Origin of the sequence: Leuconostoc gelidum subsp. gelidum KCTC 3527 (genome assembly GCF_000166715.1) — a bacterium.
Classification (GTDB): domain Bacteria; phylum Bacillota; class Bacilli; order Lactobacillales; family Lactobacillaceae; genus Leuconostoc; species Leuconostoc gelidum.
Genome location: NZ_AEMI01000016.1, coordinates 22,319 through 48,741 on the forward strand (window position 1 = coordinate 22,319; position 26,423 = coordinate 48,741).

The following is a 26,423-nucleotide window of genomic DNA, read 5'->3' on the forward strand; positions in this document are numbered from 1 at the left end:
ACTAAGGCATTGCCAATTAAACATTGTGAAGTTTATCTCTATGTCAACGTTTTTCACTTCACAATCTGATTTTTTGACTTTATAACACACTAAAAAACGGGGGACCAGTATTGGTTCCCCCGTTTACAAATAATATTAATCACTAAATTCAAATACAAAGTCTGAGTCACTAATACGAACATCATCGCCATCTTTAGCACCTGCTTTACGTAGTGCATCATCAACACCCATATGTCGGAGTTGACGACCAAAACGCATAATTGTAGCGTCACGTTGAATATTGGTCATCAAGAATAGTTTCTCAACTTCTGAACCACCAATAATCCACTGCTCACTCTCTTCAGACCACACAACAGTAAAGTCATGGTTTTCTGGTTTAAAGTCATATGTCTTTTCGCTAGTAATTGTCTCGTCAACTGTGCGATAACTTTCGGGTGCAGGAGCTGTTGCCAACATATCTGCTGTTAATCTCATCAACTCCTGTGTGCCATCTCTAGTCAAAGCTGAAATAGGTACAATCATTGGTTGCACAGGAAGCCCAGATTCAGCGGCAATTTCTTTTCGAAACTTCGCTAGATTTTCGTCAGAGTCTGGCATGTCCATCTTCGTTGGCACAACAATTTGTGGACGATCTAAAATTGTTTCATCATATTGTTGTAATTCATCCAATATTTTACGATATTGTGTATAAGGATCCGTTCCTTCAATGCCTGACATATCAACTAAATGTAGAACAACTTTTGTTCGTTCAACATGTCGTAAGAATTGAAATCCCAGTCCAATACCCTGTGAGGCGCCTTCGATTAATCCAGGCAAATCCGCCATAACAAAATCTCGTTCATCATCTAAACGTACCATGCCAATATTTGGTGAAAGCGTTGTAAAATGATATGCCGCAACTTTTGGTTTGGCATTTGAAACAACAGACAGCAAAGTTGATTTACCAGCTGACGGAAATCCTACCAAACCAACATCGGCCAAAACTTTTAATTCTAATTTCAAGTTTCGAATAATTCCTGGTTCACCATTTTCTGATAACTCAGGTGCTGGATTTGCAGACGTAGCAAAGTGAATATTACCACGGCCACCACGACCACCCTGAGCCACCAAAAGTTCCTGCCCGTTTTCAAGTAAATCACCTAATACTTCACCAGTATCAGCATCTTTAACGGTTGTTCCCTGTGGCACTTTGATATAGCGATCTTCAGAAGAAGCGCCTGTCATACCCTTTGTACCGCCATTACCACCAGGTTGGGCCTTAAAATGACGGTTGTACCGGAAATCCATCAATGTCCGAAGCCCCTCATCCACTTTAAAAATGATTGAGCCACCACGGCCACCATCGCCACCAAATGGTCCACCCATTGCTACGAATTTTTCATGACGGAATGAAACAATACCGTCACCACCTTTTCCGGCTTTTACTTCAATTTCTGCTTGATCTACGAATGCCATAATATTTAGAGCGCGAGATAAGACATGATTCGACGTGATGTAAGCTATTTTCTACTAGTTGAGCCACAGTCACCGAAAAAATAATTGCTTATTTCTAAAAGTCAAATCTCATCGCGCGCGTTTTCTCCTTGTCTGCCCACACAGTGGACTTGCGAATAGTTCTAATATTATAGTCTAACATAATTCAGGAACATAATCTAGACAGGGTTAATTCATTTGGATATCACGTCGACTAAAAATTAAAAGCCCCAAAACATAAAATATAATCAAAACCATCACAATAACTACTATATTTCCAAACAGAATGGTGTGACTGCTCAATTCAATATACCCTGCATACTTAAAAATGCTTAACTGATTTAGCGTTTTCACAACATCACCTTGACCTGCTAAGGCATTAATGAAATAAGCCAAAAAAGCATATACGCCAATAAATATACCACCGGCAGAACGTTTACCTGTCATCGCACCAATTGAATAAGCAATCGTTGCCAGTGCTAGATTGGTTAAGAAGAAAACTATTCCAATTCGAAAAAGAATATTAAAGCCAACTGTTTCATGAACTAGTAACGCTGCTATTTCAACTGCGATCGCCCAAATAATAACCAAAAATAAATTAATTATCGCAAGCGCAGCCCATTTTTGGGTATAAATATTACGACGAGAAATGGGTAGCGTTAGCAATGGCTGTAACACATTGTTTTCTTCGTCACCCGCCAACAAACTCGAACCAAAAATAATTGCTTGAATCACTAGCATGATGCCAACATTTCCAACAAGTTCCGTAGCAACATAGCCTTTAAATGAACTCATCATACTACCATTTTCACCAAACCAACCTTGAAATTCTCTTGGAATTTGTGCCATCTGGCTGCCAAAAATTTCCTTAATCGAAGGAAACATCACACCTACACCGATAATGGCTAGTAAAATGCCAATCGTCCAACCAATAATAGCGATCCGTTTCTCATATAACGTTTTCAAAAAAACATTACTAAGCATCTTATTTACTCTCTTCTACACGTTGATCTGGATTTTTATCAACTAGTTTTTCTAGTACAGCATCTAAATCGATAATTTCACGTTTTGGTGCTTTTTCTCGGAGTTCGTCCATAGATTGATTATCAACAATTTTGCCACCAACAATAAAAATAACGCGATCACAAATTTCAGCAATTTCACTTAAATTATGCGATGAAATAAGTGCTGAACCACCCTGAGATTTATGTGCTTTAAGCAATCTAATAAACTCACTTTGGACAATTGGATCAAAGCCACTCGTTGGTTCATCCATCACCAACAATTCTGGTGCATTCATAATTGATGCGATCAATCCAATTTTTTGGCGATTACCTCGGCTTAACTTTTTGATTTTTTTGTTGAGATTAGCATTAATTTCAACTGCCAATTTTTTGATGTTGTTTTTGACCTCAGGCGTCCAATCACCACGTAAATGAGCGAAAAATGCCAATGCTTCATAACCCGTTAAATTACGGTCTAAATTCATATCAGTGGATAAAAATCCCATTTTTTGATGTATTTTAGCGGCTGTTTTTTGTGTTAAAACTTCACTGTTAATTAAAATTTCACCCGTTTCAGGTTTTGTTAGACCCAAAATCATATCAATCGTGGTTGATTTCCCGGCGCCATTTGGCCCAACAAAACCCACAATTTCTCCCCGATCAACAGCAAAATTTGCATTCTTAACTGCCTCAAATTTGCCAAATCGTTTGGATAAATTTTTGATTTCTAACATATTTTACCCCTTCCAATAATCAAATACACTGATAATATTATTATAGAAAATAAGCTTGCCGCTGTTAAGTTCACTGCCCCGCCTGCAAACTTAAATGTATCACACGCGCAAGTTTTTCATTAACACCTATCATCATTAAATCGTCTACGCTTGCTGCCGTTATTTTTGGTAATGAACCGAATTCTCGCAACAATTTCTGACGTGTTTTAGGCCCAACACCCTGAATATTATCCAGTCTTGAGGCAAGTGAATTTTTTGATCTTAATTGACGATGAAAGTTGATAGCAAAACGATGGACCTCTTCTTGTACACGCTGAATCAAGAAAAAACCTTCGGATCGTTTATCTAATTCGATTACTGTTTCCGTGCGTCCATCGATCAAATCAGCTGTCTTATGCTTATCATTTTTGACCATCGCCGCAATCGGAACATGCAAATTCAATTCATCTTCTAACACTTCTTTAGCGGCATGTAGTTGAATTTCTCCACCATCCATCAAAATTAAATCTGGCATCTTACCACCTTCTTTTAGCAGACGAGAATAACGCCGACGAATAACTTCCTGCGTTTCGGCCCACTCGTCTGCGTGATCAACTGATTTAATTTTATACTTCCGGTACGCGTCTTTATTCGGCACACCGCCCTCAAAAACAACCATCGCACTGACAATTTCAACACCTTGTGTATGTGAGTGGTCAAAAGCCTCAATACGATGTCCCATCGGAATTTTAAGGGCATCGGTAATTTCCATCATCGCACCAGTTGTCTTTTTCTCATTTAATTGCATAAGCCGGAATTTTTCTTCTAAAGCAATGCGGGCATTCTTTTTTGCCAAATCCATTAAATCGCGTTTTTCGCCACGCACTGGTGTACGCACTGACACTGCCAAAATTTCAGTTAATGCAGCAATATCTATACCATGAGGCACAAGGACTTCATGTGGTTTTTGAATATTACGTTGTTCGTAAAATTGCTGAATAAAATTCATCATTTCTTCATCTTCTGTACCAACAACTGAAAATGTCCGTTTAAATTGCCTAATCAAGCGGGCTTGCCTTAAGAAAAAAACTTCAACCGTCATCCAACCTTTGTCCAAATAGTAATTGAATAAATCTCTAGGTGTTGTATCTTTAGACAAAACACGTTGACTTTCAACAGTTTCATCAATATACTTCAATTGGTCTCTCAAATCTGCCGCACGTTCAAATTCTAAGGTGTCAGCGGCAGCTTTCATTTTTTCAGCAATAGCCTTCTTGACTGTTGCTGTGTTGCCATCCAAAAAATGTTTAATACGATCTATTTGTTCATCATAAGCCTGTTTTGAGACATCATGCCAACAAGGCCCTAAGCATTGCCCCATATTATAGTACAAGCATGGCCGACCCTGATAACCATTGCAACGACGCAAGGGATAATTTTTTTCTAAAAACCGTAACGTTTCTTGTGCTGCATAAACGTTTGGATAGGGTCCAAAATAAAAACCACCGTCTTTTTTAACTTCGTTGACCAATGCCATTTTAGGATTGCGTTCTCTAGTAATCTTAATATAAGGGTAACCTGTACCATATTTTAAACGTATATTGTAGTATGGCTTATATTTTTTAATTAATTCATTTTCTAACAAAAAAGCTTCTTTATCAGAATTTGTGACGATAAACTCAAAATCAACAATATTTTGAACAAGTTCAGCTGTTTTACCATTATGCTCTTGTTTAAAATAAGATCGTACCCGGTTTTTTAAATTTTTAGCCTTGCCGACATAAATAATTTTGCCATTCTGATCTTTCATTTGATATGACCCGGGTTCTGCTGGAAGTAACGCGAGTTTTTGTTCAATGTGTTTTGATGGATTTGCTAGCATGTTTCTATTATACCAAGCTATGCATGTATTTGTTCTAAAAAAAAACACGCGAACGCGTGTTTTTGATATCGTTACCATCAGACTTCATGTTGCAAAGCTGCACCAATAAAATCACGATACAATCCTTCCGGTCGTTCCGGACGAGATAAAAATTCTGGATGATATTGTGCTGCCACAAAGAAATCATTCTTTGGGTACTCAATAACTTCCATTAAACGATCATCTGGTGATGTTGCTGCAAATACCATTCCTGCAGATTCAAACTCTTGACGATACATTGTGTTGAATTCATAACGATGACGATGGCGTTGTTCAACTTCTGCCACATTATCATATGCTTTGGCTGTTAATGTATTTGGTACCAACATGGCCGGATAAAGACCTAATCTTAATGTACCACCAAGGTTTTCAACATCTTCTTGATCCTTCATCAAATCAATAATTGGTGCTGTCGTTTCAGGATTTAATTCAGTTGAATTAGCATCTGTATAACCCAAAACATGTCGTGCAAATTCAACTGAAGCTAACTGCATGCCTAAGCACACGCCTAAGAAAGGTATATTAGATTCACGCGCATAACGAATCGCCTCAATTTTACCTTCTGTCCCACGCTCACCAAATCCACCAGGAACCATGATACCATCGACACCAGCGAGCAATATTTTCACATTATCAGCTGTTACGGTTTCCGACTTAATGTGTTTAATAGTCACATCTGCTTCTTGTGCATAGCCTGCATGCTTAAGTGCCTCATTAACAGAAATATACGCATCTGGCAAATCTGTATACTTACCAACCACAGCTATATTAACCGACTTCTTTGGATTCTTGATGCCCTCAATCATTTTTGACCAGTCAGTCATGTCAGCTTTAGGCGCATCGATTTGTAATTTATTTAAAACAACATCATCCATGCCTTGCGCTTGTAAATTCAGTGGTATTTCGTAAAGTGTTTCAACATCACGAGATTCAACTACTGCTTCTGGACTCACATCTGTAAAAGTTGAAATTTTCTTTATCAAGCTCTCTTCTAAGGGTGCTGAGGTACGTAGAACGATCATATCAGGTTGAATTCCTAATGATCTTAATTGTGCAACAGAATGCTGTGTTGGCTTTGTTTTAGCTTCACCAGCCGCTGTCAGATAAACAATCAAACTCGTATGAATATAAAACACATTTTCACTACCAAGATCAGACTTCATTTGACGTAATGCTTCAATAAATGGCAAACTTTCAATATCACCAACTGTACCACCAACTTCAACAATAACAACATCAGCATCTGTTGATTGTGCAGCTTTTTTCATCTTATCTTTAATCGCGTCTGTAATATGTGGAATAACTTGAACTGTGCCACCATTGTAGTCACCACGGCGTTCTTTTGCTAACACTTCTGAATAGATACGTCCTGTTGTGACATTCGAATACATATTCGTATTAATATCCATAAAACGTTCATAATGGCCCATATCCAAATCAGTCTCTAGCCCATCACCAGTTACAAATGTTTCACCATGTTGATATGGTGACATTGTTCCAGGATCGATATTAATATATGGATCTAATTTTTGAATCGCAAGCTTTAACCCACGGTTTTTTAGCAATCGACCAAGTGATGCCGCCACAATGCCCTTGCCCAATGATGACACAACGCCACCGGTTACAAAAATATATTTAACTTGCTTATCTGCCATGATGCCTCCTCATGATTCAGCGCAGCCGCGCTCGCAACGTTTCAGGGGTAAAAATAAATTAGAAAAGCCCCCAAGCTGAACTTGGGAGCTTTTAACGTCTGTCCCATTAAATGGGAGCCCTAATATATACTACAGATTTAACCTGTTTTTGTCAAATTTTTTCAACAATTAATGGAAAATCAGCGTTTAATTAATCTGTCACACGTTTAAATATTGTAATACTTTCAACATGTGTTGTTTGTGGGAACTGATCAATTGGCTGCACTGCGCCATCAATTTTAAAACCTTCAGCTAAAATTTGGACGGCATCGCGTGCAAGAGTAGCTGGATTGCAGCTGATGTATACAAATGTTTCGGGCTTCATAGCGCTAACAGCAGAAATTAATTCAGCTGTTAGTCCTTTACGTGGTGGATCAACAAATACAACGTTTGGTTTCAAGCCATCTTCGGCCCACTTAACCATCTGTTCAGGTGCATCAGCTGTCACAAACTCAACATTGTCGATATGATTGTTTTTAGCATTTTTCTCTGCATCTTCGACAGCAGTTTCAACGACTTCAACACCATAAATTTTCTTAACTTTATCAGCGATAGATAAAGTTATCGTCCCAATACCAGAGTATGCATCAACTACTATATCAGTCTTTTTTAACCCTGCTTTCTCAGCAGCAAGTGTATATAAAGTAGCTGTAGTCTGTGGATTCACTTGATAGAATGAATTTGGCCCAATAACAAAATCTTTGTCCATTAATTGGTCATGAATTTCATTAGCGCCCCAAATCGTTTCATTCCACTGTCCCATTATGACATTTGTGTCATGATTATTGATATTGTGGATAAAGCTCTTTAATTCAGGTAGTTTTGCCTGCAAACGTGTTGCAATTTCAATTGCATCAGGTAATTTCTTTGTATTTGTCACAATCACAACCATTAATTCGTGTGAATAATAACCGCGACGCGCCATAATATGACGAACAACACCTTTATTTGTTTCTTCATCATACGCAGAAATACCTAAATCACGTAAAATATCACGTGTCACAATTACTGCTTCATCAACTTTGGGATCTTGGATATAAAAATCTTCAGTTGGCACAAGCTTATGAGATCCACGACGATAAAATCCCGTTTCTAGTCGACCATTAATTAATTGTACTGGCACTTGTGCCTTGTTACGATATTTTGTTGGATTTTCCATTCCAAGCGTGGGCTTAACATCAACCTCAACATTAACTTTTTTGAACATCTGCTCAATTTGATGTTGTTTAAACGTTAATTGTGCCTCATACTTCAAGTTCGCTAACGGCGCAATTCCTGTAGTAATAGCCACTTTATCGACATTTTCAGCACGATTTGGTGATTCTTGAACACGTGTAACGACACGTCCAAACGCATAGTTCTTTAAAACCTTGGTAATACTGAGATTGACCACTTCACCAGGAATAGCATCAACTACGAAGATAGGAAAATTATCAATCTTGACAACTCCCATACCTTGGTAGGTGATATCAATCACTTCTCCTTGAATTTCTTGATTCTTTTTGACTGGTACTTCTGTTTTATAAACACGATTAGCTTTTGCCATATGTTTTAACGACGTACAACATTAATCATAGTACGTCGTATCTCCTTTTCTTGGGTTTTTAGACACCCACTGTCAACCTTATTTAACGTCGAGTTTTTCGACGTCTGCCACAAACTTTTCCTTAGTGGTATCTGAAATAGTCGCTGCTTCTTGCATACCAGAACGATTGGCAACAAACTCGATGTGTTGTTGCAGGTCCGTAAATACCATCGGTGCATCTCCGCCATATTCGCCATCTAAATTGACTTTTAACTGATCTTGATCCAAGGGTATGATTTCCACTTTATTCGTTTTTTTATAAATCATTTGTTGATTATCAACATGCTTACCACCATTTAACATTTGAGCAACTATTTGTAAAATTTGGGCTAAATTGGATTCTTTAATAATTAGCAATGTAAATTTACCATCGTCTAATTTAGCATCAGGGACAATTGTCTCAAATCCACCAACAGAATTTGTTAAAGCCAAAAATATCATTGAAATTTTACCAGAATATTCACCGGTATCATAAGTAACTTTAGCATTAACTGGTTTTATTCGTGTAATAAGTTCTGTTCCCTTAACAAGATAGGCCAAATAACCATACAACGACTTCATCAAAGATGGTACAGCATATGTCACTTCACTAATTGTTCCAAGCGCTGCAATGTTCATAAAATACTTCGACATGCCCGCTTGATCAATTTTTCCAATATCCATTTTAATGGTTTCACGCTGAAAAATAATTTTAGCTGCTTCTAATGGTTCATCACGCGGTAATTTTAACGCACGTGCATAATCATTCGTTGTGCCGGCCGGAATAACAGCCATCATAGGACGTTTGGGTAATGGTGCTAACCCATTGACAACTTCGTTAATTGTGCCATCACCACCAGCCGCTACAATCAAGTCAAATCCAGCTATTGCGGCACGTTTTGCTTCTTTAGCTGCAGACATTGGTTCTGGCGTCGTAGCAAATGCTGAAGTTTCATAACCAGCAAGTTCATAGGTATGCAAAATAGCTAGCATTTCCCGTTTAATTGCTTCACGACCAGATGTTGGATTATAAATAATTCGTGCTCTCATTTTAAAGTGTCATATAGCTATTAATAGCTATCAATCACGTTACCGTGAAACACTATCCTTTCATAAAACTATGTACACAGGTATAAACCTGTATAAAGCGTATGCCATATCTTGCTCATTATAGATTTTAATCTCATAATGACATTAAAATCATTGGCACTCAACGTTTCGCTAATTCTTCTAACAACATTTTATTCATGACACCTGGATTTGCTTGTCCCTTTGACATTTTCATTAATTGTCCAATAAGATAGCCAGTTGCCCGGTCTTTGCCACCTTTAAAGTCCTCAATCGATTGTGGGTTATTGTCCAAAACGTCAGTAATCCAACCCAATAAGACGACCGGATCACTAATTTGTACCAAACCATTCTTTTTAGCAAATGATTCTGGTTCTTCACCTGCCATAATTGCTTCAAAAACTTGCTTGGCTTGTTTTGTTGAAATTGTACCATCTTCAATCAATTTAATCATACCAGCTAAGTGTGCTGGTGTTAATTGTGTGTCCTGTAGTTCAATTTGATGTTTATTCATAAAGGCATTCACATCACCAATTAAATAGTTTGCCGCACGTTTCGCATCAGCGCCTGCAGCAACCGTTGCATCATAAAAATCAGACATCGCAAGCGTTTGTGTCAATACTTCCGCATCATATGGTTCAATACCTAAGTTTGATACATAGTCATGCTGGCGATCTCCAGCTGATTTGGGTAACTCATCAGCCACTTTTTGTATCCATGTTTGGTCAATCGTAATTGGCGCCAAGTCTGGTTCTGGGAAATAACGATAATCGTCCGCACCTTCTTTAACACGCATTAAGATTGTTGACTTAGTTGGTTCATTGTATCGACGCGTTTCTTGTTGAATCACACCACCAGATCGCAAAACCTCTGCTTGACGTTTTTCTTCAAAAATCAAGGCATTACGAACGTAGTTAAATGAATTAATATTTTTCATTTCAACTTTTGTGCCATATTCAGATGAACCAAATGGCCGAATCGAGATGTTAACATCCGCACGCATTTGACCTTCTTGCATTTTAGCTTCTGAAATACCAGTAAACAAAATAGCTTGTCGCAATTGTTCTAAGTAAGCGTAAGCTTCTTCAGGAGAAGCAATGTCTGGTTCAGAAACAATTTCAATTAAGGGTGTGCCTTGGCGATTCAAATCAACATAAGAATAGCCATCTGCACCGTGTGTATTCTTGCCGGCATCTTCTTCGACGTGCATTTCTTTAATGCGTACACGCTTAACTGTCCCATCAACCAATGTCACATCTAAATAGCCATTTGTTCCAAGTGGTGTTTGCGATTGTGTTGTTTGATAGGCTTTAGGATTATCAGGATAAAAATAGTTTTTACGATCCCAACGGATGAATGGAGACACAGTCGCGTGTAAGGCAAGTGCAGCACGCATACCAAATTCTATTGCCCCTTTGTTAGCCACAGGCAAAACTCCTGGATAACCAAAATCAATCACATTGGTATTTTCATTAGGTTTATCACCGTAATGTACTGGTGACGGTGACATGAGCTTTGAGTTCGTTTGCATTTCAACGTGGACTTCAAGTCCTATCGTCGTTTCAAAATTTCCTGTTGCCATAATTTTAGAGCCTTTACTATAACATCATTAATACATCTAGTAAAGGCGTTTCCTCCCTCTTAGCTTAATATTTCTTAGCAATATTTGGTCGTTGTTCAAACAAACGACTAGCCTGTTCAAAAGCATAGCCTGTTTGGTAAACCGTTACTTCGTCAAATGGTTTACCAATAATTTGCAAACCAACTGGTAACCCATCGACAAATCCAGCATTTACTGACATACCGGGTAATCCAGCTAAATTAACTGGAATGGTCAAGACATCTGCTAAATACATTGCCGTTGGATCATCAATTTCTTCACCCAAACCATAAGCCACTGTTGGTGCTGTCGGTCCAACAATCACATCATAATCGGCAAAAACCTTATTAAAGTCTTCAATTAATAACGTTCTTATTTTTGCTGCTTTTTTGAAGAACGCATCATACGCCCCTGCTGAAAGTGAAAATGTGCCAAGCATAATACGACGCTTAACTTCATCTCCAAACCCTTCAGAGCGTGTCTTAATATACAAATCTTCTAAGTTTTTGACATCATCTGCCCGAAAACCATAGCGGACACCATCATAACGTTGCAAGTTTGAAGAAGCCTCAGAAGACATAATGATATAATATGCAGCTACACCATACTTAGTGTGTGGTAAACTAACTTCGTCAACTGTTGCACCCATTAATTCAAGTTGCGCAATAGCTGCTTTAACTGTTGTCGCAACTTTAGGATCGATTCCTTCACCAAAATATTCTTTGGGTACTGCAATTTTTAAACCTTTGACATCACCTGTTAACTTCGAAGTAAAATCAGGTACATCACGTTTTGATGACGTTGAATCTTTTTCATCAAAGCCAGCAATCGTATTTAAAACCAAAGCATTATCTTTAACAGTTCGTGTAAAAGGGCCAATTTGATCTAGAGATGAAGCCATGGCAAACAGTCCCCAACGTGAAACCCGTCCGTAAGTTGGCTTTAAGCCAACGATACCATTGAATGCTGCTGGTTGACGAATTGAACCACCTGTATCCGATCCCAACGCAAAGGGAATCTGCCCACCAGCAACTGCTGCTGCTGAACCACCAGATGAGCCACCAGGAACTTTCGTATGATCCCATGCATTCGCTGTTTTTTTATAGTATGATGTCTCAGTTGAGCCACCCATAGCAAATTCATCCATGTTAGTTTTACCAACAGAAATCGCGCCTGCTGTGCTTAACTTAGAAACAACAGTCGCATCATAAACTGGTTTAAAACCTTCTAAAATATGTGACGCACCCGTTGTTTCAATACCATTTGTTGCCAAATTATCTTTTAATGCCAATGGCAAGCCAGACAACATATTAGAAAAATCGTGTTGCTCATCAATTTTCTTTGCTTGTAGTAAAGCTTCATCCGAGTTAGTTCTAATGAAAGCTTGTAATTCACTGTCTGTTTTTGCAATATTTTCTAAAGTTGCTTGGGTCAAATCAACAGTACTGATATCTTTGTTAACTAATTTTTCATGCAAAGAAGTTAAGTCATTATCAAAAAAATTAATTGTCATGATTATTCTCCCTCACCATCTAAGATTGCTGGCACTTTAATTAAGTCTGCTGCCTCTAATGGTGCATTTTTTAATAATGCTTGCTTTTGATGCCAATTATCTGCCACATCTTCACGTAAATGATTCACATTTTCAGTTACCGAATATGTTGGCGCCACACCATCTGTGTTAACCTCACCCAATGTATCAAAAATATTTAAAATATTATCTAACTGGGTTGTGAATTGCACTAATTCAGCGTCATCAAACGCTAATTTGGCTAAATTAGCAACGTGTGCAACTTCTGATTTTGAAATTGTTGTTTCAGACATTTACTTACTCCTTTAAGCGTGTTTGTTGTTTAACTACATGTTCAACGCACATGACAATATATACCTATTTATTTTACCATAACTCTGACGCTCTCTACGCTTGCATTTTACGAATTTTCGCGTATAATTAAATTTGTTGTAAAAACAACATGACCAAGTACTTTGTTTAGCGTCTCACCGTCGCTTCACACAGTCTTTGGCGACATTTTAGAAAGGTGGATATTATTATGGCCCTTACACAAGAACGTAAGAACGAAATCATCAATGAATATGCTCGTCACGAAGGCGATACAGGTTCAGCTGAAGTACAAGTCGCAGTTTTAACTGCTGACATTAACGAGTTGAATACACACATGGCAATTCACAAGCATGATTTCCACTCACAACGTGGTTTGATGAAGAAGATTGGTAGTCGTCGTAACTTATTACGTTACCTCCGAAATACTGACATTCAACGTTACCGTGAATTAATCCAACGCTTAGGTTTGCGTCGTTAATCTTAGGATTACATGAAAGCCTCGTATCAAATTTAAGGAGAAAAGACATATGCCTGTTATTGAATCAGCAATTCAACGTGTTCGTCTAACGAAAAAGCAACACGATCGTAACGAACCACAACTTAGTGCTTACCGTACAGCTGTTAAGCGTTTTGAAAAAGCTTCAGCTGCTGGTGAAGACAATTTAGCAGAATTATACAAGACTGCTTCTTCTGCTATTGACCACGCCTATTCAAAGGGTTTGATCAAGAAGAACAAAGCTTCACGTGAAAAGTCACGTTTAGCTAAGTATGTTAAGTAAAAACAAATAAAAAACGACTTTCAACATCATTCCTAAATTGGCGTGACGGTTAAGTCGTTTTTTTGTTCTCTTATAAAGTATTTTTTAATATAAAACGTTCAAATAATAGCGCTGGTTCTTGATTTGTTGATTTTAATTTCACCTCAATACCCACCATACCCAGATAGCTATCTCTAAGTGATGGTAGCAGATACTTCTTTAACATTTGGCGCGCTAGTTTAATACGGTATGGATGTATGCCTAATTCCTTACTCATATCTTGTTCCGTGCCCTTCAAACCTGCAATTTGCAACAATAATCGAAATTGCCCCGTCAGTACTGCATTAATCCGCAAAGCGGGTTCACCATTTTGTAATAAATCTCTATAAATCAACAAAGATTTTTTAGGCTGTCGTGTCATTACAGCATCAACAAGATCAAAAATAGTCGCTGTTAAAGTCTTGGGTACTAAAGTCGTTACTGCCTCCAATGAAATATTTTTGGTATGTGTTGCATACGCGATTAATTTAGGTAATTCATTTTTCATTGCAGTATAGTGCGCATTTGTTCGCAAAATTAATTCCTGCAAGGCATGCTGTTCGATTTTATAGGCCCGTTGCTGTAGCTCTTGGGTAATTGCTTGCCTTGATTGTGATTCATTTAATGCTGGTAATTCAATATTTTCTGCGTATTTTAATAGCGTTTTAGTAATTTTTTTACGTTTATCAATTTTTAAGTCATTAATAAAAAAAACAACAATATTTTCAGCAATCGGTTTTTCTAATAATTTGACAAGTTGTTCTTGATTTTGAACAGAAATTTTACCCTTAGCTGTCAAAAATTCGGGATTTTGAACAACTACAACACGGCGATCACCAAAAAAAGGCATTGACATCGCATCACTAATAACATCATCTAAAGCCTGATCAATCAGGTCAAATTGCGAATAATTCATATCACGGTCTGCCGATTGAATAAGTTGTCTAAAAGCCTGTTGTGCACGGTAAATGAGAATGTCTTCATTTCCAGTCACGACATAAAAATTAGCTAAGGCCTTATTTTTAATTTGTTGTTGTAGTTGTTGCAAGTTCATGATTTAATTTCACCTCAAATTGACCTTTTTTCCTTGTATAATTATATCTAATCATACCATGAGTTTGTGTATTAAACAGTGTCATCTGTTGATCTTGAATTGTTTTTAGTGTCTCCATATGTGGATGATGATACCTATTATTACGACCTGCTGACACGATGCCTACTTTAGGTTGCCATTGCTTGATAACTGCTGGATTAGAAGACGTTTTAGAACCATGGTGCCCTAATTTTAAAATATCGACACGCATATTAGGATATTTAGCAGCAATTGCTGACTCACCTGCTTGATTTAAATCACCTGCCGTAAAAATATTTTGACCGCCAATGTTACCATATAGTGCAATGGAATCTTCGTTTTCTGCCTTTCCTACTTGAAACGGATGAACAATATGCAATGGCATTTTTGGTATCATCATACCTTGAGTAACCTCAATAACGTGCGTTTTCTTAAGATACGGCTTTATTTCTTTTGCAAATGCCTGTTGTGCCGCCATACCTGCCGGTATAATAACATGATTAACTCTGATTTTTTGTAGCATTATTTTCGCATCACCAATATGATCAAAATCTTGATGTGTTAATACAAGATTGTCTATATGACTAATACCTTGGCTATGCAAGTAATTCACAATAACTGTTTCACCTTTGGTTCGCTGAAAAGCTTGTTCTTGCCACTTTTGTTTTGAACCAAACGTCACTTGCCCGCCTGTATCAATCAAAGTTACGGAACGCTTAAAGGGTTCACAAATCAATGTAGCATCCCCCTGCCCAATATCAAAAATTGAAAATTCACCATGTACTGGAAAGCGTGTCCAAAGTAACACAATACCTAGTAACATTATCCACGCCACTCTTGCCCATTGGGCAATCTTTTTTTCTGTTACAAATAATAACAACGCCACTAAAAACAGAATGATTGATACAAACCAAGATAACTTCCCAATAATTAAATTACCAGGTAGTGTCGCAATAAAGTCAACACTATGAGCAAATAATCCAATAATGCTGTTCATTAAATGAGTCACAAATGGTACTGTTTGCCCAATAAAACCGACCATCACTGCAGGCACAATGACGACACTAAATATTGGTATTGCCGCAAAATTCACAAAGGTTTGCAATACATGCCATGTATATTGTTGGCTAACAATAAGTGGCAAACTAACGGCACTTAATAACAAGTTAACCTGCCAAAAATTTAATTTTGTCGTAAATAGTAAACAAAATGTCATGGCAAAAGATAATTGCCCACCCAGTGTGAGTAAGATACCCGGCTCATAAATCAGGCTGCCCAATAAGCTTACTGCCCAAACGCTTTCAGCTGGCATACGTTGGCATCCTGCCAAACGCGTCATCATAATTAGTCCAGCAATCAAAGCACGTACAAGTACTGTGGGCTCACCAGCAAACACAAAATAATTAACCAAAAGTAATGCGCCCAACCAAGCAGATACTTCTTGTGGTACATAAAGTCTTCGCAGAACCGCCATGAGAAGCATTAATACATAAGATACGTGAAAACCAGACACACTAAATAAATGAATTAGTCCCAATGTTTGTACACCTGGATTATTATCATAAAGTGATTGCGGCGTCGTTCCTAAAATAAGTGCTTGTGCATAATCGCTTAACGGTTGCGGTAACTTTGCCGCATTTTGAATGCCTCGTGCATGCCATATATGTAATTGATAGCGACATTTTTGCCAAATTTTTTTTGAATTGATCGACTTCACTTGCCACGACTTGATAGTTACTTGGTGTGTGATATGCTTTGTCTCATAATACTTTTGTGCATCAAACTGGTTAAAATTTGTTGGCGATTTAATACGTGATAAGTCACATGTGGCGTCAAAATGAACAATATTTTTTTGAGATAACCACACTTGTTTTTCAGATTCAGAAGTTAGTTTAGCATACAATCGAACAATATGTTTATTACCATCTAAACGTGCATTAGTAATTAAATTATCACCATCAATGGTAATTTCATCAGGTAAAATAACACCACTAATTTGAACAGATTCTTGATCAGGTTGTAACGACTGCATGCGTAACTCATGCGCATCGTGGATAAAATATAGCAAAAAAGATGTACCTAAACTGATAGCAATCATCACAAACCACTTATTCAAGTTAAAGCAAGAAATGACAACCACTAATACTAACAAAACAATTGTTACACCATTAAAACGATAAATACAACCACCCATGGTCGCAATCAGCAAACTCACTATCAAAAAGGATCGATTAATCATTATATTGTTATTTTATCCTGCAGTGTCTCAAAACGTTTCGCCCCTATACCAGAAACTTCTTTAATTTCATCTAATTTTTTAAAACCATCATGCGCTTCACGATAAGCAATAATCTGTTCCGCTTTTTTTTCACCGACACCCTCCAGTGTCTGTAATTCTTCAGCAGTTGCGGTATTTAAATTAATTTTAGTCATTTCTTGACCTGATTCAGCTCCTTGTTGATCAACGGTAACTTTATTTGAAGCCACTTCACCAATTACCGGCACATATAGCATTTGTCCATCAGATAATTTTTGAGCTAAATTCAATTTTATGGTATCAGCTTCATGTGTCAACCCACCTGCTTTTGCAATAGCAGTTTGTGCACGTGGTGAATTGACAATATCATACACACCTGGATTTTTAACAGCACCTTTGACATCAATCATAACCGCTGTCTTGGAACTAATTGAAGTGGCGGCAGCTGAGCTACTTGTGCTACTCATACTGTATGCAGTTGGCACTGCTACTTCTTTAGGCTGCTTAATGACAATCATAATTATGCAGCCAATCAAAATAATGCCACCTAACAATAACCAAATTTTATAGACTGCTAATTTATCTTTGATTACATCCAATTTATCTATCACATGTATCACCTCTGAAAACATGATACGTTTAAACAGATCATGTCACTAAAAAACACCTAACAAATTATTGTTAGGTGTTAGTTTGGCATGCAGGATTCGCTCCTGCGGGCGACTACTAATTGTCACATCAGTAGTAAAGTCGCGTCACTGCAGTGCAAGCACTGTTAGTCATAGTGAGAAAATGAGGTTCCACAACCACCATTAACACCTGCGTCTATACGAGACTTGTGATTTAACACGGCAGGCCGCCTTCGGCGCTAATTTTTCAAGCGCTTCGACTCATCGCATACAGATAGTATACCAAACTTCTCAATAATAGTCAAAAATAAATTCATCATTTAAAAAAATTATACCACTCATCCATGTCTTATAACCTGTTATAATAGACACATGATAAAATTAACAAAACTAGAAAAGCACGATATTAGCCGAATTGCTAATCCTAAATACACTGATCTTGCTGACGTTTATATACCAGATTCTAACGCTGATTCTAAAAAAATGATGGCAAAATACGTCATTGAAACCTATGATTTAGGTGAACTTTATGGTGTAAAATCGACTGTATCACACCACATACTAGACTTTACTTATTTGAATGGTGAACAGCAATCACGGATTACGGGTAAAATTGAATACGATGCATAAAACAAGCGATAATCTTAATTATCGCTTGTTTTATTGTCTGACGCGTCATTCTCTTCAATTTGATTTTGTGCAATCACAATATTAGCCAATTGTTCATCAAACCACTGTGACATTTTTATTTTAACACTAGCATCATCATCTAAATACGCAGCAACTGAACTTGCCAATGCAATTTTCAAATTTGATTGACTCACATCAACATTTTCAATAATCATGTATATATTAACTTGATTATCTTCTTTTTCCGGCCAAATCAATTTTTTTAATTGGTTTGTGTAACGCAATGGCAAGTTCACAATATTAGTTTCTAAGGTTAGCGTTGTACCACCCTCGGTTATACCACCGTTAATTTCACCCGCAATATGAATAAAATTATCATCATGAATATGTTCATCTAATATCATAAAAAGATTATCCAAGGCAATATGATCACCATCTAAAATATTTTCTTTATAAAAATAAATAGCATCTTCCGAAATATTTTCTAATGCCTTTTCACCTGTAATTTGCATGGTTTCATCCTTTTAAATTATGTCAATATTAGTTTACCATAGAATAGTTATTGAATAAGGTTACAACCAAGCATTCAAGTGGCATTATTCTTCAGTTATTATACGAAAAAAGCACTGTATTATGTTCAGATGACATAGTCGTGCTTTTTATTTTTAAAAATTATATTTGAGTATTATTTATGTGGCATATAATCCCAAAAATTTTCCTTGTTAATTTGGCGAGCTCTAGCAATTGCCATAGCATGACCAGGTACATCATTTGTAATAGTTGATCCAGCTGCTGTGATAGCTTCACTAGCAATATTCACTGGCGCAACAATTTTCGTGTTTGAACCAATAAAGGCACGATCACCAACTACTGTACTGAACTTATTGACACCATCGTAATTAACAAAAATTGTGCCCGCACCAATATTGACGTCCTCACCAATAGTTGCATTTCCTATATATGTCAAATGACCCGCCTTAGTATTAGCAGCCAATGTTGCTTGTTTCACTTCAACAAAGTTACCAACGTGCACTTTATCGCCAAGATTTGCTTGTGGTCGCAAATGTGCGTATGGACCAATAGTTACGCTATTAGCTAACCGCGCACTTTCTAGGTGTGATGAGGTAATCACATTATCATCACCAATGCAACTATCAGAAATGCGTGATCCCTGAGTTATCAAGTTATTTTTTCCAATCACTGTTTGTCCTAGAATGGTTACGCCACCTTCAATCAATGTGTCTTGACCAATAACCACTGTTGCATCGATAAACGTACTAGCTGGATCTACCAATTCAACGCCCGCAATCATCAACTGATGATTAATACGTTCATGCATGACTTGATTTGCAACAGACAAAGCCACACGGTCATTGACTCCTTGAGATTCGGTGAAATTCTGTAAAGTATAGGCACCAATTTGATGGCCAGACTGACGCAAAATATCTAACGTGTCTGGTAAATAATATTCACCCTGCGCATTATTATTTTTTACTTGTGATAGTGATTCAAATAATAATTGATTATCAAAAATATACACGCCCGTGTTAACTTCTCGAATACGGCGCTCTGTCACGCTAGCATCCTTTTGTTCGACTATCTTCATTACAGTATCATCATCTGCGCGTACGATTCGACCATAACCAGTCGGATCATCTGCAATAGCAGTCAAGACAGTTACTGCGTTGTTAGACCTCTTATGCTCATCGATAAATTCTGACAACGTTTCGGAACGAAACATTGGCGTATCACCTGACATAATAAGTGTCACACCATGGCTTGATTCGAGTTGTGATTGTGCTTGCTGAACAGCATGACCAGTGCCAAGTTGTTGAGACTGCAAAACAAATTCACTACGCGACCCAACATGTGCCTGAACACTTTCAGCGCCAACACCAATGACTGTGATTGGTTTATTTTTTGAGAGTGGTTCAACTGCATCTAACACCCAATCAATCATCATTTGGCCAGCAACATCATGTAACACTTTCGGAGCGTTTGACTTCATACGTGATCCATTGCCAGCTGCCAATACTAAAACGTTTACTTCATCAATCATAACTAACTATGCCTCGCGTTTATAAATTTCTTTTGCGTAATTACCAGCAGTAACTATAATCGGATCGCCATTTTTAAGATTTGTGTCCACATGTAGCAACGATGTAAAGCGATCGAGCAGGCGTGTTGCTGATCTACCTTCAGCAAACACAGCTGTGCCAACAACTGTGCCATCAAATTCACTGACAAGCGTTTGCATACCTTGAATGGTACCACCAGCTTTCATAAAATCATCAACGATTAAGACACGAGATCCTGTACGTAACGAACGACGAGATAATTCCATTTTTTCAACACGTTTTGAAGATCCTGTCAAATAGTTCACAGAAACTGTTGGTCCCTCTGTGACTTTAGCATCATCACGAACGATTACAAAAGGTACATTTAATTGCTCGGCCACTGCTTGTGCTAGTGGCACACCTTTGGTAGCTGCCGTCATGACTGCATCAATGTTATCACGTAAATACTGTGTGGCAATTAACCGACCAACTTGACGTAAAATGTCCGGGCGACCTAACAAATCTGACAAATAAACATATCCACCAGGTAACACACGTGTTTCATCATTGACATATTGACGTATTTCTTCAATAAAAATTTTTGCTTCGTCCTCAGCCATAAACGGTATAAAGCGTGCGCCACCGGCAACACCAGGGACAGTTTCTAGTAAACCTGTTCCGCGTTCCTGAAATGTCCTTTTTAAAATGGATAAGTCTTCGGAAATAGAAGACTTAGCAGAATCATACCGCTTAGCAAAATAGGACAAAGAAATGAGTGTACGAGGGCGCTCAAGCATGTAGCGCGCCATATCAACAAGGCGATCCGAACGACGTGTTTTCATGATGTATAAACGTGCTATAAACAAATCAGCACGTATTCTCCTTTATAAATATTAGTATTTAAGATTAATTATAACACTTTTAAAACATTAACGTTCGGTATTTAAGCATTTTTTTGAAACTGCCAAACAGAAACTAAATAAATTAAAACTTCAATCACTGCAATAAAAAAACTAGCTGGTAAATTTGTTAGATAGGCCAGTGATAAGCCAGACCAAGTACCAAATAAAGCAAATATAACGGCTAGAACCATTAATCTTGTAGTAGCTGTTGCATAGTATTTAGCACTTGCAGCAGGCAATGTTACCAATACGAAAATTAACAGTGATCCAACAAGTTGTGATGAGATACTGACCGACAATGCAATTATCACTAAAAAAATATAGCGTACTGCTTTTTGACGCCCGCTTTGTAGGAAAATACCAGCTTCATCAAATGCCAATTGCCGTAATGAACGATAATTAATCAGTAATGTGACAATAACAAAAATTGCTAACACAATTAACAATAACAAATTTTGTCGACTAATACCTAACACTGACCCAAATAAAATACCAGTGGCGGCTGTCGTACTTGTATGTCCAAGTGCTAAAAATAAAATCCCTAGCCCAATAGCCAATGCCGAGATTGCGCTTGTAACATTATCACGTTTTGTGTACCCTGATTCTAATGCCCCAATCGCTAATGATGCCCCGCTTGTTGCAATCATCATGCCAAGCAGTGCTGGCCAACCAGCAAATAAACCAAAAGCTGCGCCGGCAAATCCAATTTCACTTAAAGTATGTGTTAGAAAAGCATAGTTGCGCGCGACAGCAAATGTACCAACAATACCCGCAACAATGCTGACAACTGTTCCTGCCATAAAAGCATTTTGCATAAAATCGTAACTAAACATGACGCACCTCATCTTCCGCATGAATATGCGTCATTTTCATGGTTAATGACTGCAGTTCATCTACTTCTCCTTGGGTTACATGCCCATTTTCAAAAAGCAAATAGCCATCGGCAAACTGCGCCACTAATTCTAATTCATGTGTGATAAATAAAACTGTTAAATGTTGTGTTTCTTGTAACTGCTTAATAGTCTGTAATAATCGTATTTTATGTTCATGGTCTAAACTTGCGGTGGATTCATCTAATATTAACAAGTTTGGTTGTTGAACAAGTGCTTGTGCCACAAATGCCCGTTGCTTTTGTCCACCAGATGCTAAACCCAATCGTTTGTCACTTATATCTGCCAAATCCATCAATTTTAGCGCTGAGTATACCGCTGCTTTTTCTCGTTTATTCAGCCACAAGCGCCAACCTTTATTATAATTTAAAGCCACAAATTCAGCTATATTCAAAGGAAAGTCACGTGTTATATCACGAAATTGTGGTACAAATCCGACGCGATTTGTATTTAACTTTAATTCACCATCAGTTTGCTGATTTTGACCAATAAGTGCTTTAACAAAACTTGTTTTTCCAGCACCATTTTCACCTAATAAAGCAAAAAAGCGCCCCGTTGGCACATCAATATTAACGTGCGCTAGTATGCTTTTTTCACCATATCGAATACCAAAGTCTTTTGTCCGTATGATACCCATTATTTACCACTTTCCACTGGTTTGAAAACTGCCTGCAGTTGTTCAACAAATGTCAACTGCCATTGCCATACTTTTTGATTCGATGGTAACACCTGATTAAAAGTAATGACTGGTATGTTAGCATTTTTTGCTAACGCCACTAAATGTCGATCTCGATCAGATTGATCCTGACTTGCAGTCAATACAAAGCGAACTTGTTTGTCACGTATTCGCTTGGCCAGCTTATCAAAATCTTCATCTGAGGTAGTTTCGATATTTGAGACATCCGAAATATAGTTTAGTTGTGTCATGAACACTTGTTGCGCATTATTTGTCGCAATATAATGCACGTTTTTTTCTTGTTTTAAAGCTTCAATACCATTAGACAATGCTTGCGTTTGATCGTTTAATTTTTGACTGTTAGTCATATAATTATTACGATTTCTAGGGTCTAAATCGCTCAGCAAATCAGACAACCGCGCAATTGTCCTCAAAGTAATCTCTGGACTTAGCCAATAATTTGCATAAGCTTGATTTTTGACTACATCGCTTGCTACTAATAACTTAGAGTGTAATTTCAAATTACGTCGTTGTGTTAGTAACTGATTTTGATGACTATCAGTAACGAGAATCTCTGCATTTTTGAAAATTGATTTTTCATTATCTTGTGCTAAACTACCCGACAATAATGACACATGTCCACTTGTATCAGCAACTGCTTGCGCTATTTGCTGATAAGCCACATTATCAGTCACAATTTGAACAGGTACATGGTGTGACGGGCGAGTTGCAACCGTCATTTTCATGCCAATTAAAAAAATACCAATTGGTATAAGAGAAATCGTTAAAATAGCATAAAGCACTTGTTTTTTCATAACCTAAATTATCTCACAACTACAAAAAAAGCCCAATAGGGCATTTTATTTATTCAGCAAAAGTAATATCAATATTATTCGTTAAAATGTCGGTATAACTGTATGACGCGCGTTCAAACTTAGCTTCTTCATCTAGTTCGACAACAAACAGAGAAGGAAACGTTGAACGTAGCACACCGGTTCGTTCTGTAATCTTTTTACGTCCGGCTTGTGCAACCACTGTAACGGCTTCGCCAACGTGGGCGTCGAGTTTAATCTTAATGTCTTGCAAACTACTTGGCATTTTTATACCACCTTTCGTGAAAAACTTATTTAAGTATAACACAAATAAGCTTTAATTGCAAATTGGACTGTATAATCAAACTCAATCATGAAAAAATATACAGTTATTGCGTTAACTTTTGTTCGCGTAAAGCTAAATATAATGTTGTTAGTTGTGTTAAATTTAAACGTTCTGCACGTATGGAAGGATCGATATCCGCTTGTTTTAGAGCTGCTGTTATTTTTTCCTTAATATATATATCTTTGCCATAAGTTTGCAACATATTATTCCAAAGACTTTTACGTCGATGCGAGAAGCTACCCTTAATAACACCAAATAATCTCTCAGGTTGATCAACAATGACTTGCGGTACTAACGGTGTCAGTTTGACTACTGCTGACTCAACTTTGGGTGCTGGATTAAATGCTGTTGCCGGTACTTCTATCGCCAACTGAGCATTTGCAAAATACTGGATCGTTAAAGTTAGCACACCATAAGCTTTTGTTCCCACGTCAGCATTCAATCGATCAGCTACTTCACGTTGCATCATGACCACAATATTATCCCACGTAATGTTAGTACGCAATAACTGCATCAAAATCGGTGTCGTTATGTAGTAGGGTAAGTTTGCAACCACTTTAACATGAGCATTTTCACCAAATTCTTCGGTAATAATTTGACGCAAATTCATCTCTAAAATATCGCCTGCAATTACCTTAACATTATCATAGTCCTTTAACGTTTCCCCTAAAACTTTGACCATTTGTGTATCAATTTCAATAGCCAAGACTTTCTTTGCTGCGCGTGCTATTTGTTCAGTTAAAGACCCAATTCCTGGCCCAATTTCGATAACATAGTCTTCATTCGTGATATCTGCAGTATCAACAATACCATGTAACACATCTAAGTCAGTTAAAAAATTTTGTCCGAATTTTTTCTTAGCATGCAAACCGTATGCATTTAAAATAGCTTGTGTTCGTGTTGGATTTGCAATATCTATTATCTCTGCCATTAGTCATTTACCTTTCAATACTGCCAAAATTTGTATCTGCGTGATTCCAAATTGTTGCACGCGTTTTAACAACTGCTTGCCATTTGTATAACCAATATGTAATGACTCACCAACTATTTCGCGACGCTTTCGAGCATCTCGACCATTTAATAGACCATTTTGTAACAAAAATTGCTGATCTACATCAGTTACTATATCAATTTTAGGTGTCATAACAAATGCCAATGCCTGACGTAATGTATCTGGTTCAGCATGCTCAACGCCCAGCGATTTATGCCAATTATCTTTCTGCGCGCGACCTTCACTTTGCGTAATATATGCCTGCTTCGCTGAAGGTACGGCTGTGGTCATAACTTGGCGAATACGTTGGCCATTAAAGTCAGGATCCGTTAGAATAATGACACCACGTGTTTTTGCTGCATATTGCGCACGCCGGACAGCATCACCGTTAACAGCACTACCACCCGTTTCAATTGTGTCAGCAACCACTGCACGAGCTAAATTTTGGGTATCAGATTTACCTTCAACCACAATCATTTCATTAATATGTGGCCGTTCAATCATGATTTAAGAAAAGACGATGCGCGTTTTGACGTGTGATATCTGCTATTTCTTTTGGTGTCATACTAAGTGTTTCTGCTAACGAATCAACGATGTATTTTACAAGTGCCGGTTCATTATCTTTTCCTCTAAATGGTGTTGGTGCTAAATATGGCGCATCAGTTTCAACTAATAGGCGGTTTAAAGGTACCGATTTGGCTGCTTCACGGACATCTTCAGCTTTTTTAAATGTCACTACGCCACTAAATGAGATATGCATCCCCAAATTAACAAACGCCATTGCTTGTTCTGGTGTGCCAGAAAAACTATGCATTACACCTTTGGTGATACCGCTATCTTTCAACATCGCGTAAACATCTTTGAATGCATCACGGTTATGAATAATAATTGGTAAATCATATTTTTTAGCCAATGCTAGATGCGTTTGAAAAGCCTTTTTTTGAACATCGTGTGCCGTTGTCTCCCAATAATAATCCAAACCAGTTTCACCGACACCAACAACTTTACTTTGTTGCAATTGCTTTTCAAGTTTTTCAGCAGCAACAGCATCAAAATCACCGGTGTCTTCTGGTTGAAAACCCAATACTGCATAGATATTATCATGTGCTTGTGCAATTTCTAAAGCTCTCTCATTGCCTTTAGCATCATAACCAACAATATTCATTTCCATTACGCGAAACTCATGCGCACGACCAATATAAGCTGGCACATCGTGAAATAATTTATCATCATTTAAATGCGTATGCGTATCATAACTATCTGCCGGTGTTTTTGTTAAATCATAAATTGCCATATTTTAAAATGTACAAAGAATCTTTTGCGTCAACGTTTTTTATCTAACAAATATTACTATTCGTTAGATAACGTCTCGCAAACAGTTCTCCGAACTTTTCCTCCAATTTTTAGATATTTAGGGCATAATCTAATGAATCATGCGATATTTTATTATTTGAATACAATTAAAGAAAAAAGCCGCCATGCGA

The 26,423-nt window shown here is 37.6% G+C and carries 26 protein-coding genes; 3 read left to right on the forward strand and 23 right to left on the reverse strand.

The features are described 5' to 3' along the window. Positions 1-135: 135 nt before the first annotated feature. From obgE to gatC, 10 genes are all read right to left on the reverse strand, one after another. Complete coding sequence (gene obgE, locus EUI_RS0103455; protein WP_010016098.1) at positions 136-1,455, reverse strand: GTPase ObgE; 1,320 nt, start codon at positions 1,453-1,455, stop codon at positions 136-138. A 207-nt stretch (positions 1,456-1,662) separates the two neighbouring features. Beyond that, the gene (locus EUI_RS0103460; protein ID WP_010016099.1) at positions 1,663-2,457 is read right to left on the reverse strand and encodes an ABC transporter permease subunit; all 795 of its coding nucleotides are present in this window, start codon (positions 2,455-2,457) and stop codon (positions 1,663-1,665) included. Between the two features lies 1 nt (position 2,458). Then, positions 2,459-3,211: an ABC transporter ATP-binding protein gene (locus EUI_RS0103465; RefSeq protein WP_010016100.1), complete on the reverse strand. Its 753-nt coding sequence runs from the start codon at positions 3,209-3,211 to the stop codon at positions 2,459-2,461. A 70-nt stretch (positions 3,212-3,281) separates the two neighbouring features. Continuing rightward, on the reverse strand, positions 3,282-5,072 hold the full coding sequence (gene uvrC / locus EUI_RS0103470; RefSeq protein ID WP_010016102.1) for an excinuclease ABC subunit UvrC: 1,791 nt from the start codon (positions 5,070-5,072) through the stop codon (positions 3,282-3,284). A 77-nt stretch (positions 5,073-5,149) separates the two neighbouring features. Continuing rightward, positions 5,150-6,766 carry a CTP synthase gene (locus EUI_RS0103475; RefSeq protein ID WP_010016103.1) on the reverse strand — a complete coding sequence of 539 codons (1,617 nt, stop codon included), beginning with the start codon at positions 6,764-6,766 and terminating at the stop codon, positions 5,150-5,152. A gap of 190 nt (positions 6,767-6,956) precedes the next feature. Further along, positions 6,957-8,351, reverse strand: a complete 1,395-nt coding sequence (gene rlmD, locus EUI_RS0103480; RefSeq protein WP_010016104.1) for a 23S rRNA (uracil(1939)-C(5))-methyltransferase RlmD — start codon at positions 8,349-8,351, stop codon at positions 6,957-6,959. 78 nt (positions 8,352-8,429) lie between these two features. Further along, positions 8,430-9,419: a diacylglycerol kinase family lipid kinase gene (locus EUI_RS0103485; protein WP_010016105.1), complete on the reverse strand. Its 990-nt coding sequence runs from the start codon at positions 9,417-9,419 to the stop codon at positions 8,430-8,432. 160 nt (positions 9,420-9,579) lie between these two features. Further along, a complete protein-coding gene (gene gatB / locus EUI_RS0103490) occupies positions 9,580-11,019 on the reverse strand; it encodes an Asp-tRNA(Asn)/Glu-tRNA(Gln) amidotransferase subunit GatB (protein ID WP_010016106.1) in 1,440 nt (479 codons plus the stop codon). A 64-nt stretch (positions 11,020-11,083) separates the two neighbouring features. Continuing rightward, on the reverse strand, positions 11,084-12,550 hold the full coding sequence (gatA, locus tag EUI_RS0103495) for an Asp-tRNA(Asn)/Glu-tRNA(Gln) amidotransferase subunit GatA (RefSeq protein ID WP_010016108.1): 1,467 nt from the start codon (positions 12,548-12,550) through the stop codon (positions 11,084-11,086). A gap of 2 nt (positions 12,551-12,552) precedes the next feature. Further along, a complete protein-coding gene (gatC, locus tag EUI_RS0103500; RefSeq protein WP_010016110.1) occupies positions 12,553-12,861 on the reverse strand; it encodes an Asp-tRNA(Asn)/Glu-tRNA(Gln) amidotransferase subunit GatC in 309 nt (102 codons plus the stop codon). 227 nt (positions 12,862-13,088) lie between these two features. Here gatC and rpsO point away from each other — a divergent pair, with 227 nt between their 5' ends. Further along, positions 13,089-13,358 (forward strand): 30S ribosomal protein S15, encoded by a 270-nt coding sequence (rpsO, locus tag EUI_RS0103505; protein WP_010016112.1) that lies wholly within the window; start codon positions 13,089-13,091, stop codon positions 13,356-13,358. A gap of 49 nt (positions 13,359-13,407) precedes the next feature. Beyond that, the gene (gene rpsT / locus EUI_RS0103510) at positions 13,408-13,659 is read left to right on the forward strand and encodes a 30S ribosomal protein S20 (protein ID WP_010016113.1); all 252 of its coding nucleotides are present in this window, start codon (positions 13,408-13,410) and stop codon (positions 13,657-13,659) included. Between the two features lie 70 nt (positions 13,660-13,729). Here the strand turns inward: rpsT and holA are convergent, their stop codons facing one another. From holA to EUI_RS0103525, 3 genes are read right to left on the reverse strand one after another with little or no spacing between them, the layout of a single operon-like run. Beyond that, on the reverse strand, positions 13,730-14,731 hold the full coding sequence (gene holA / locus EUI_RS0103515) for a DNA polymerase III subunit delta (RefSeq protein ID WP_010016114.1): 1,002 nt from the start codon (positions 14,729-14,731) through the stop codon (positions 13,730-13,732). Further along, on the reverse strand, positions 14,700-16,988 hold the full coding sequence (locus EUI_RS0103520) for a DNA internalization-related competence protein ComEC/Rec2 (RefSeq protein WP_010016115.1): 2,289 nt from the start codon (positions 16,986-16,988) through the stop codon (positions 14,700-14,702). The genes holA and EUI_RS0103520 overlap by 32 nt, the downstream gene beginning before the upstream one ends. Further along, a complete protein-coding gene (locus EUI_RS0103525) occupies positions 16,988-17,617 on the reverse strand; it encodes a helix-hairpin-helix domain-containing protein (RefSeq protein ID WP_010016116.1) in 630 nt (209 codons plus the stop codon). The genes EUI_RS0103520 and EUI_RS0103525 overlap by 1 nt, the downstream gene beginning before the upstream one ends. A 390-nt stretch (positions 17,618-18,007) precedes the next feature. On the opposite strand from EUI_RS0103525, the gene EUI_RS0103530 reads away from it, so the two are divergent. Beyond that, positions 18,008-18,265, forward strand: a complete 258-nt coding sequence (locus tag EUI_RS0103530) for a hypothetical protein (RefSeq protein ID WP_010016117.1) — start codon at positions 18,008-18,010, stop codon at positions 18,263-18,265. Positions 18,266-18,279: 14 nt separating this feature from the next. Here EUI_RS0103530 and EUI_RS0103535 read toward each other — a convergent pair whose 3' ends face one another. The 10 genes from EUI_RS0103535 to EUI_RS0103580 all read right to left on the reverse strand — a co-directional run bounded on the left by EUI_RS0103535 (position 18,280) and on the right by EUI_RS0103580 (position 26,233). Then, positions 18,280-18,777, reverse strand: a complete 498-nt coding sequence (locus tag EUI_RS0103535; protein WP_010016118.1) for a hypothetical protein — start codon at positions 18,775-18,777, stop codon at positions 18,280-18,282. A gap of 173 nt (positions 18,778-18,950) precedes the next feature. Next, positions 18,951-20,324 carry a bifunctional UDP-N-acetylglucosamine diphosphorylase/glucosamine-1-phosphate N-acetyltransferase GlmU gene (glmU, locus tag EUI_RS0103540; protein ID WP_010016119.1) on the reverse strand — a complete coding sequence of 458 codons (1,374 nt, stop codon included), beginning with the start codon at positions 20,322-20,324 and terminating at the stop codon, positions 18,951-18,953. A 6-nt stretch (positions 20,325-20,330) separates the two neighbouring features. Next, positions 20,331-21,164 (reverse strand): pur operon repressor, encoded by an 834-nt coding sequence (gene purR, locus EUI_RS0103545; protein ID WP_010016120.1) that lies wholly within the window; start codon positions 21,162-21,164, stop codon positions 20,331-20,333. A gap of 101 nt (positions 21,165-21,265) precedes the next feature. Continuing rightward, on the reverse strand, positions 21,266-22,057 hold the full coding sequence (locus EUI_RS0103550; RefSeq protein ID WP_010016122.1) for a metal ABC transporter permease: 792 nt from the start codon (positions 22,055-22,057) through the stop codon (positions 21,266-21,268). Further along, on the reverse strand, positions 22,050-22,751 hold the full coding sequence (locus EUI_RS0103555) for a metal ABC transporter ATP-binding protein (protein WP_010016123.1): 702 nt from the start codon (positions 22,749-22,751) through the stop codon (positions 22,050-22,052). Before EUI_RS0103555 ends, EUI_RS0103550 begins: the two co-directional genes overlap by 8 nt. After that, entirely contained in the window at positions 22,751-23,605 is an 855-nt protein-coding gene (locus EUI_RS0103560) for a metal ABC transporter solute-binding protein, Zn/Mn family (RefSeq protein WP_010016124.1), read from the reverse strand. Before EUI_RS0103560 ends, EUI_RS0103555 begins: the two co-directional genes overlap by 1 nt. Positions 23,606-23,654: 49 nt before the next feature. After that, positions 23,655-23,888, reverse strand: a complete 234-nt coding sequence (locus EUI_RS0103565) for a Veg family protein (RefSeq protein ID WP_010016125.1) — start codon at positions 23,886-23,888, stop codon at positions 23,655-23,657. Positions 23,889-23,991: 103 nt separating this feature from the next. Continuing rightward, positions 23,992-24,879: a 16S rRNA (adenine(1518)-N(6)/adenine(1519)-N(6))-dimethyltransferase RsmA gene (gene rsmA / locus EUI_RS0103570; RefSeq protein ID WP_010016126.1), complete on the reverse strand. Its 888-nt coding sequence runs from the start codon at positions 24,877-24,879 to the stop codon at positions 23,992-23,994. Positions 24,880-24,882: 3 nt separating this feature from the next. Continuing rightward, entirely contained in the window at positions 24,883-25,443 is a 561-nt protein-coding gene (gene rnmV, locus EUI_RS0103575; RefSeq protein ID WP_010016129.1) for a ribonuclease M5, read from the reverse strand. Next, positions 25,436-26,233: a TatD family hydrolase gene (locus EUI_RS0103580; protein ID WP_010016130.1), complete on the reverse strand. Its 798-nt coding sequence runs from the start codon at positions 26,231-26,233 to the stop codon at positions 25,436-25,438. Before EUI_RS0103580 ends, rnmV begins: the two co-directional genes overlap by 8 nt. Positions 26,234-26,423: the final 190 nt, after the last annotated feature.

Coding starts and splice junctions, on each gene's coding strand:
- obgE (WP_010016098.1), bottom strand. CDS start 1,455: ATGGCATTCGTAGATCAAGCAGAAATTGAAGTAAAAGCCGGAAAAGGT.
- EUI_RS0103460 (WP_010016099.1), bottom strand. CDS start 2,457: ATGCTTAGTAATGTTTTTTTGAAAACGTTATATGAGAAACGGATCGCT.
- EUI_RS0103465 (WP_010016100.1), bottom strand. CDS start 3,211: ATGTTAGAAATCAAAAATTTATCCAAACGATTTGGCAAATTTGAGGCA.
- uvrC (WP_010016102.1), bottom strand. CDS start 5,072: ATGCTAGCAAATCCATCAAAACACATTGAACAAAAACTCGCGTTACTT.
- EUI_RS0103475 (WP_010016103.1), bottom strand. CDS start 6,766: ATGGCAGATAAGCAAGTTAAATATATTTTTGTAACCGGTGGCGTTGTG.
- rlmD (WP_010016104.1), bottom strand. CDS start 8,351: ATGGCAAAAGCTAATCGTGTTTATAAAACAGAAGTACCAGTCAAAAAG.
- EUI_RS0103485 (WP_010016105.1), bottom strand. CDS start 9,419: ATGAGAGCACGAATTATTTATAATCCAACATCTGGTCGTGAAGCAATT.
- gatB (WP_010016106.1), bottom strand. CDS start 11,019: ATGGCAACAGGAAATTTTGAAACGACGATAGGACTTGAAGTCCACGTT.
- gatA (WP_010016108.1), bottom strand. CDS start 12,550: ATGACAATTAATTTTTTTGATAATGACTTAACTTCTTTGCATGAAAAA.
- gatC (WP_010016110.1), bottom strand. CDS start 12,861: ATGTCTGAAACAACAATTTCAAAATCAGAAGTTGCACACGTTGCTAAT.
- rpsO (WP_010016112.1), top strand. CDS start 13,089: ATGGCCCTTACACAAGAACGTAAGAACGAAATCATCAATGAATATGCT.
- rpsT (WP_010016113.1), top strand. CDS start 13,408: ATGCCTGTTATTGAATCAGCAATTCAACGTGTTCGTCTAACGAAAAAG.
- holA (WP_010016114.1), bottom strand. CDS start 14,731: ATGAACTTGCAACAACTACAACAACAAATTAAAAATAAGGCCTTAGCT.
- EUI_RS0103520 (WP_010016115.1), bottom strand. CDS start 16,988: ATGATTAATCGATCCTTTTTGATAGTGAGTTTGCTGATTGCGACCATG.
- EUI_RS0103530 (WP_010016117.1), top strand. CDS start 18,008: ATGATAAAATTAACAAAACTAGAAAAGCACGATATTAGCCGAATTGCT.
- EUI_RS0103535 (WP_010016118.1), bottom strand. CDS start 18,777: ATGCAAATTACAGGTGAAAAGGCATTAGAAAATATTTCGGAAGATGCT.
- glmU (WP_010016119.1), bottom strand. CDS start 20,324: ATGATTGATGAAGTAAACGTTTTAGTATTGGCAGCTGGCAATGGATCA.
- purR (WP_010016120.1), bottom strand. CDS start 21,164: ATGAAAACACGTCGTTCGGATCGCCTTGTTGATATGGCGCGCTACATG.
- EUI_RS0103550 (WP_010016122.1), bottom strand. CDS start 22,057: ATGTTTAGTTACGATTTTATGCAAAATGCTTTTATGGCAGGAACAGTT.
- EUI_RS0103555 (WP_010016123.1), bottom strand. CDS start 22,751: ATGGGTATCATACGGACAAAAGACTTTGGTATTCGATATGGTGAAAAA.
- EUI_RS0103560 (WP_010016124.1), bottom strand. CDS start 23,605: ATGAAAAAACAAGTGCTTTATGCTATTTTAACGATTTCTCTTATACCA.
- EUI_RS0103565 (WP_010016125.1), bottom strand. CDS start 23,888: ATGCCAAGTAGTTTGCAAGACATTAAGATTAAACTCGACGCCCACGTT.
- rsmA (WP_010016126.1), bottom strand. CDS start 24,879: ATGGCAGAGATAATAGATATTGCAAATCCAACACGAACACAAGCTATT.
- rnmV (WP_010016129.1), bottom strand. CDS start 25,443: ATGATTGAACGGCCACATATTAATGAAATGATTGTGGTTGAAGGTAAA.
- EUI_RS0103580 (WP_010016130.1), bottom strand. CDS start 26,233: ATGGCAATTTATGATTTAACAAAAACACCGGCAGATAGTTATGATACG.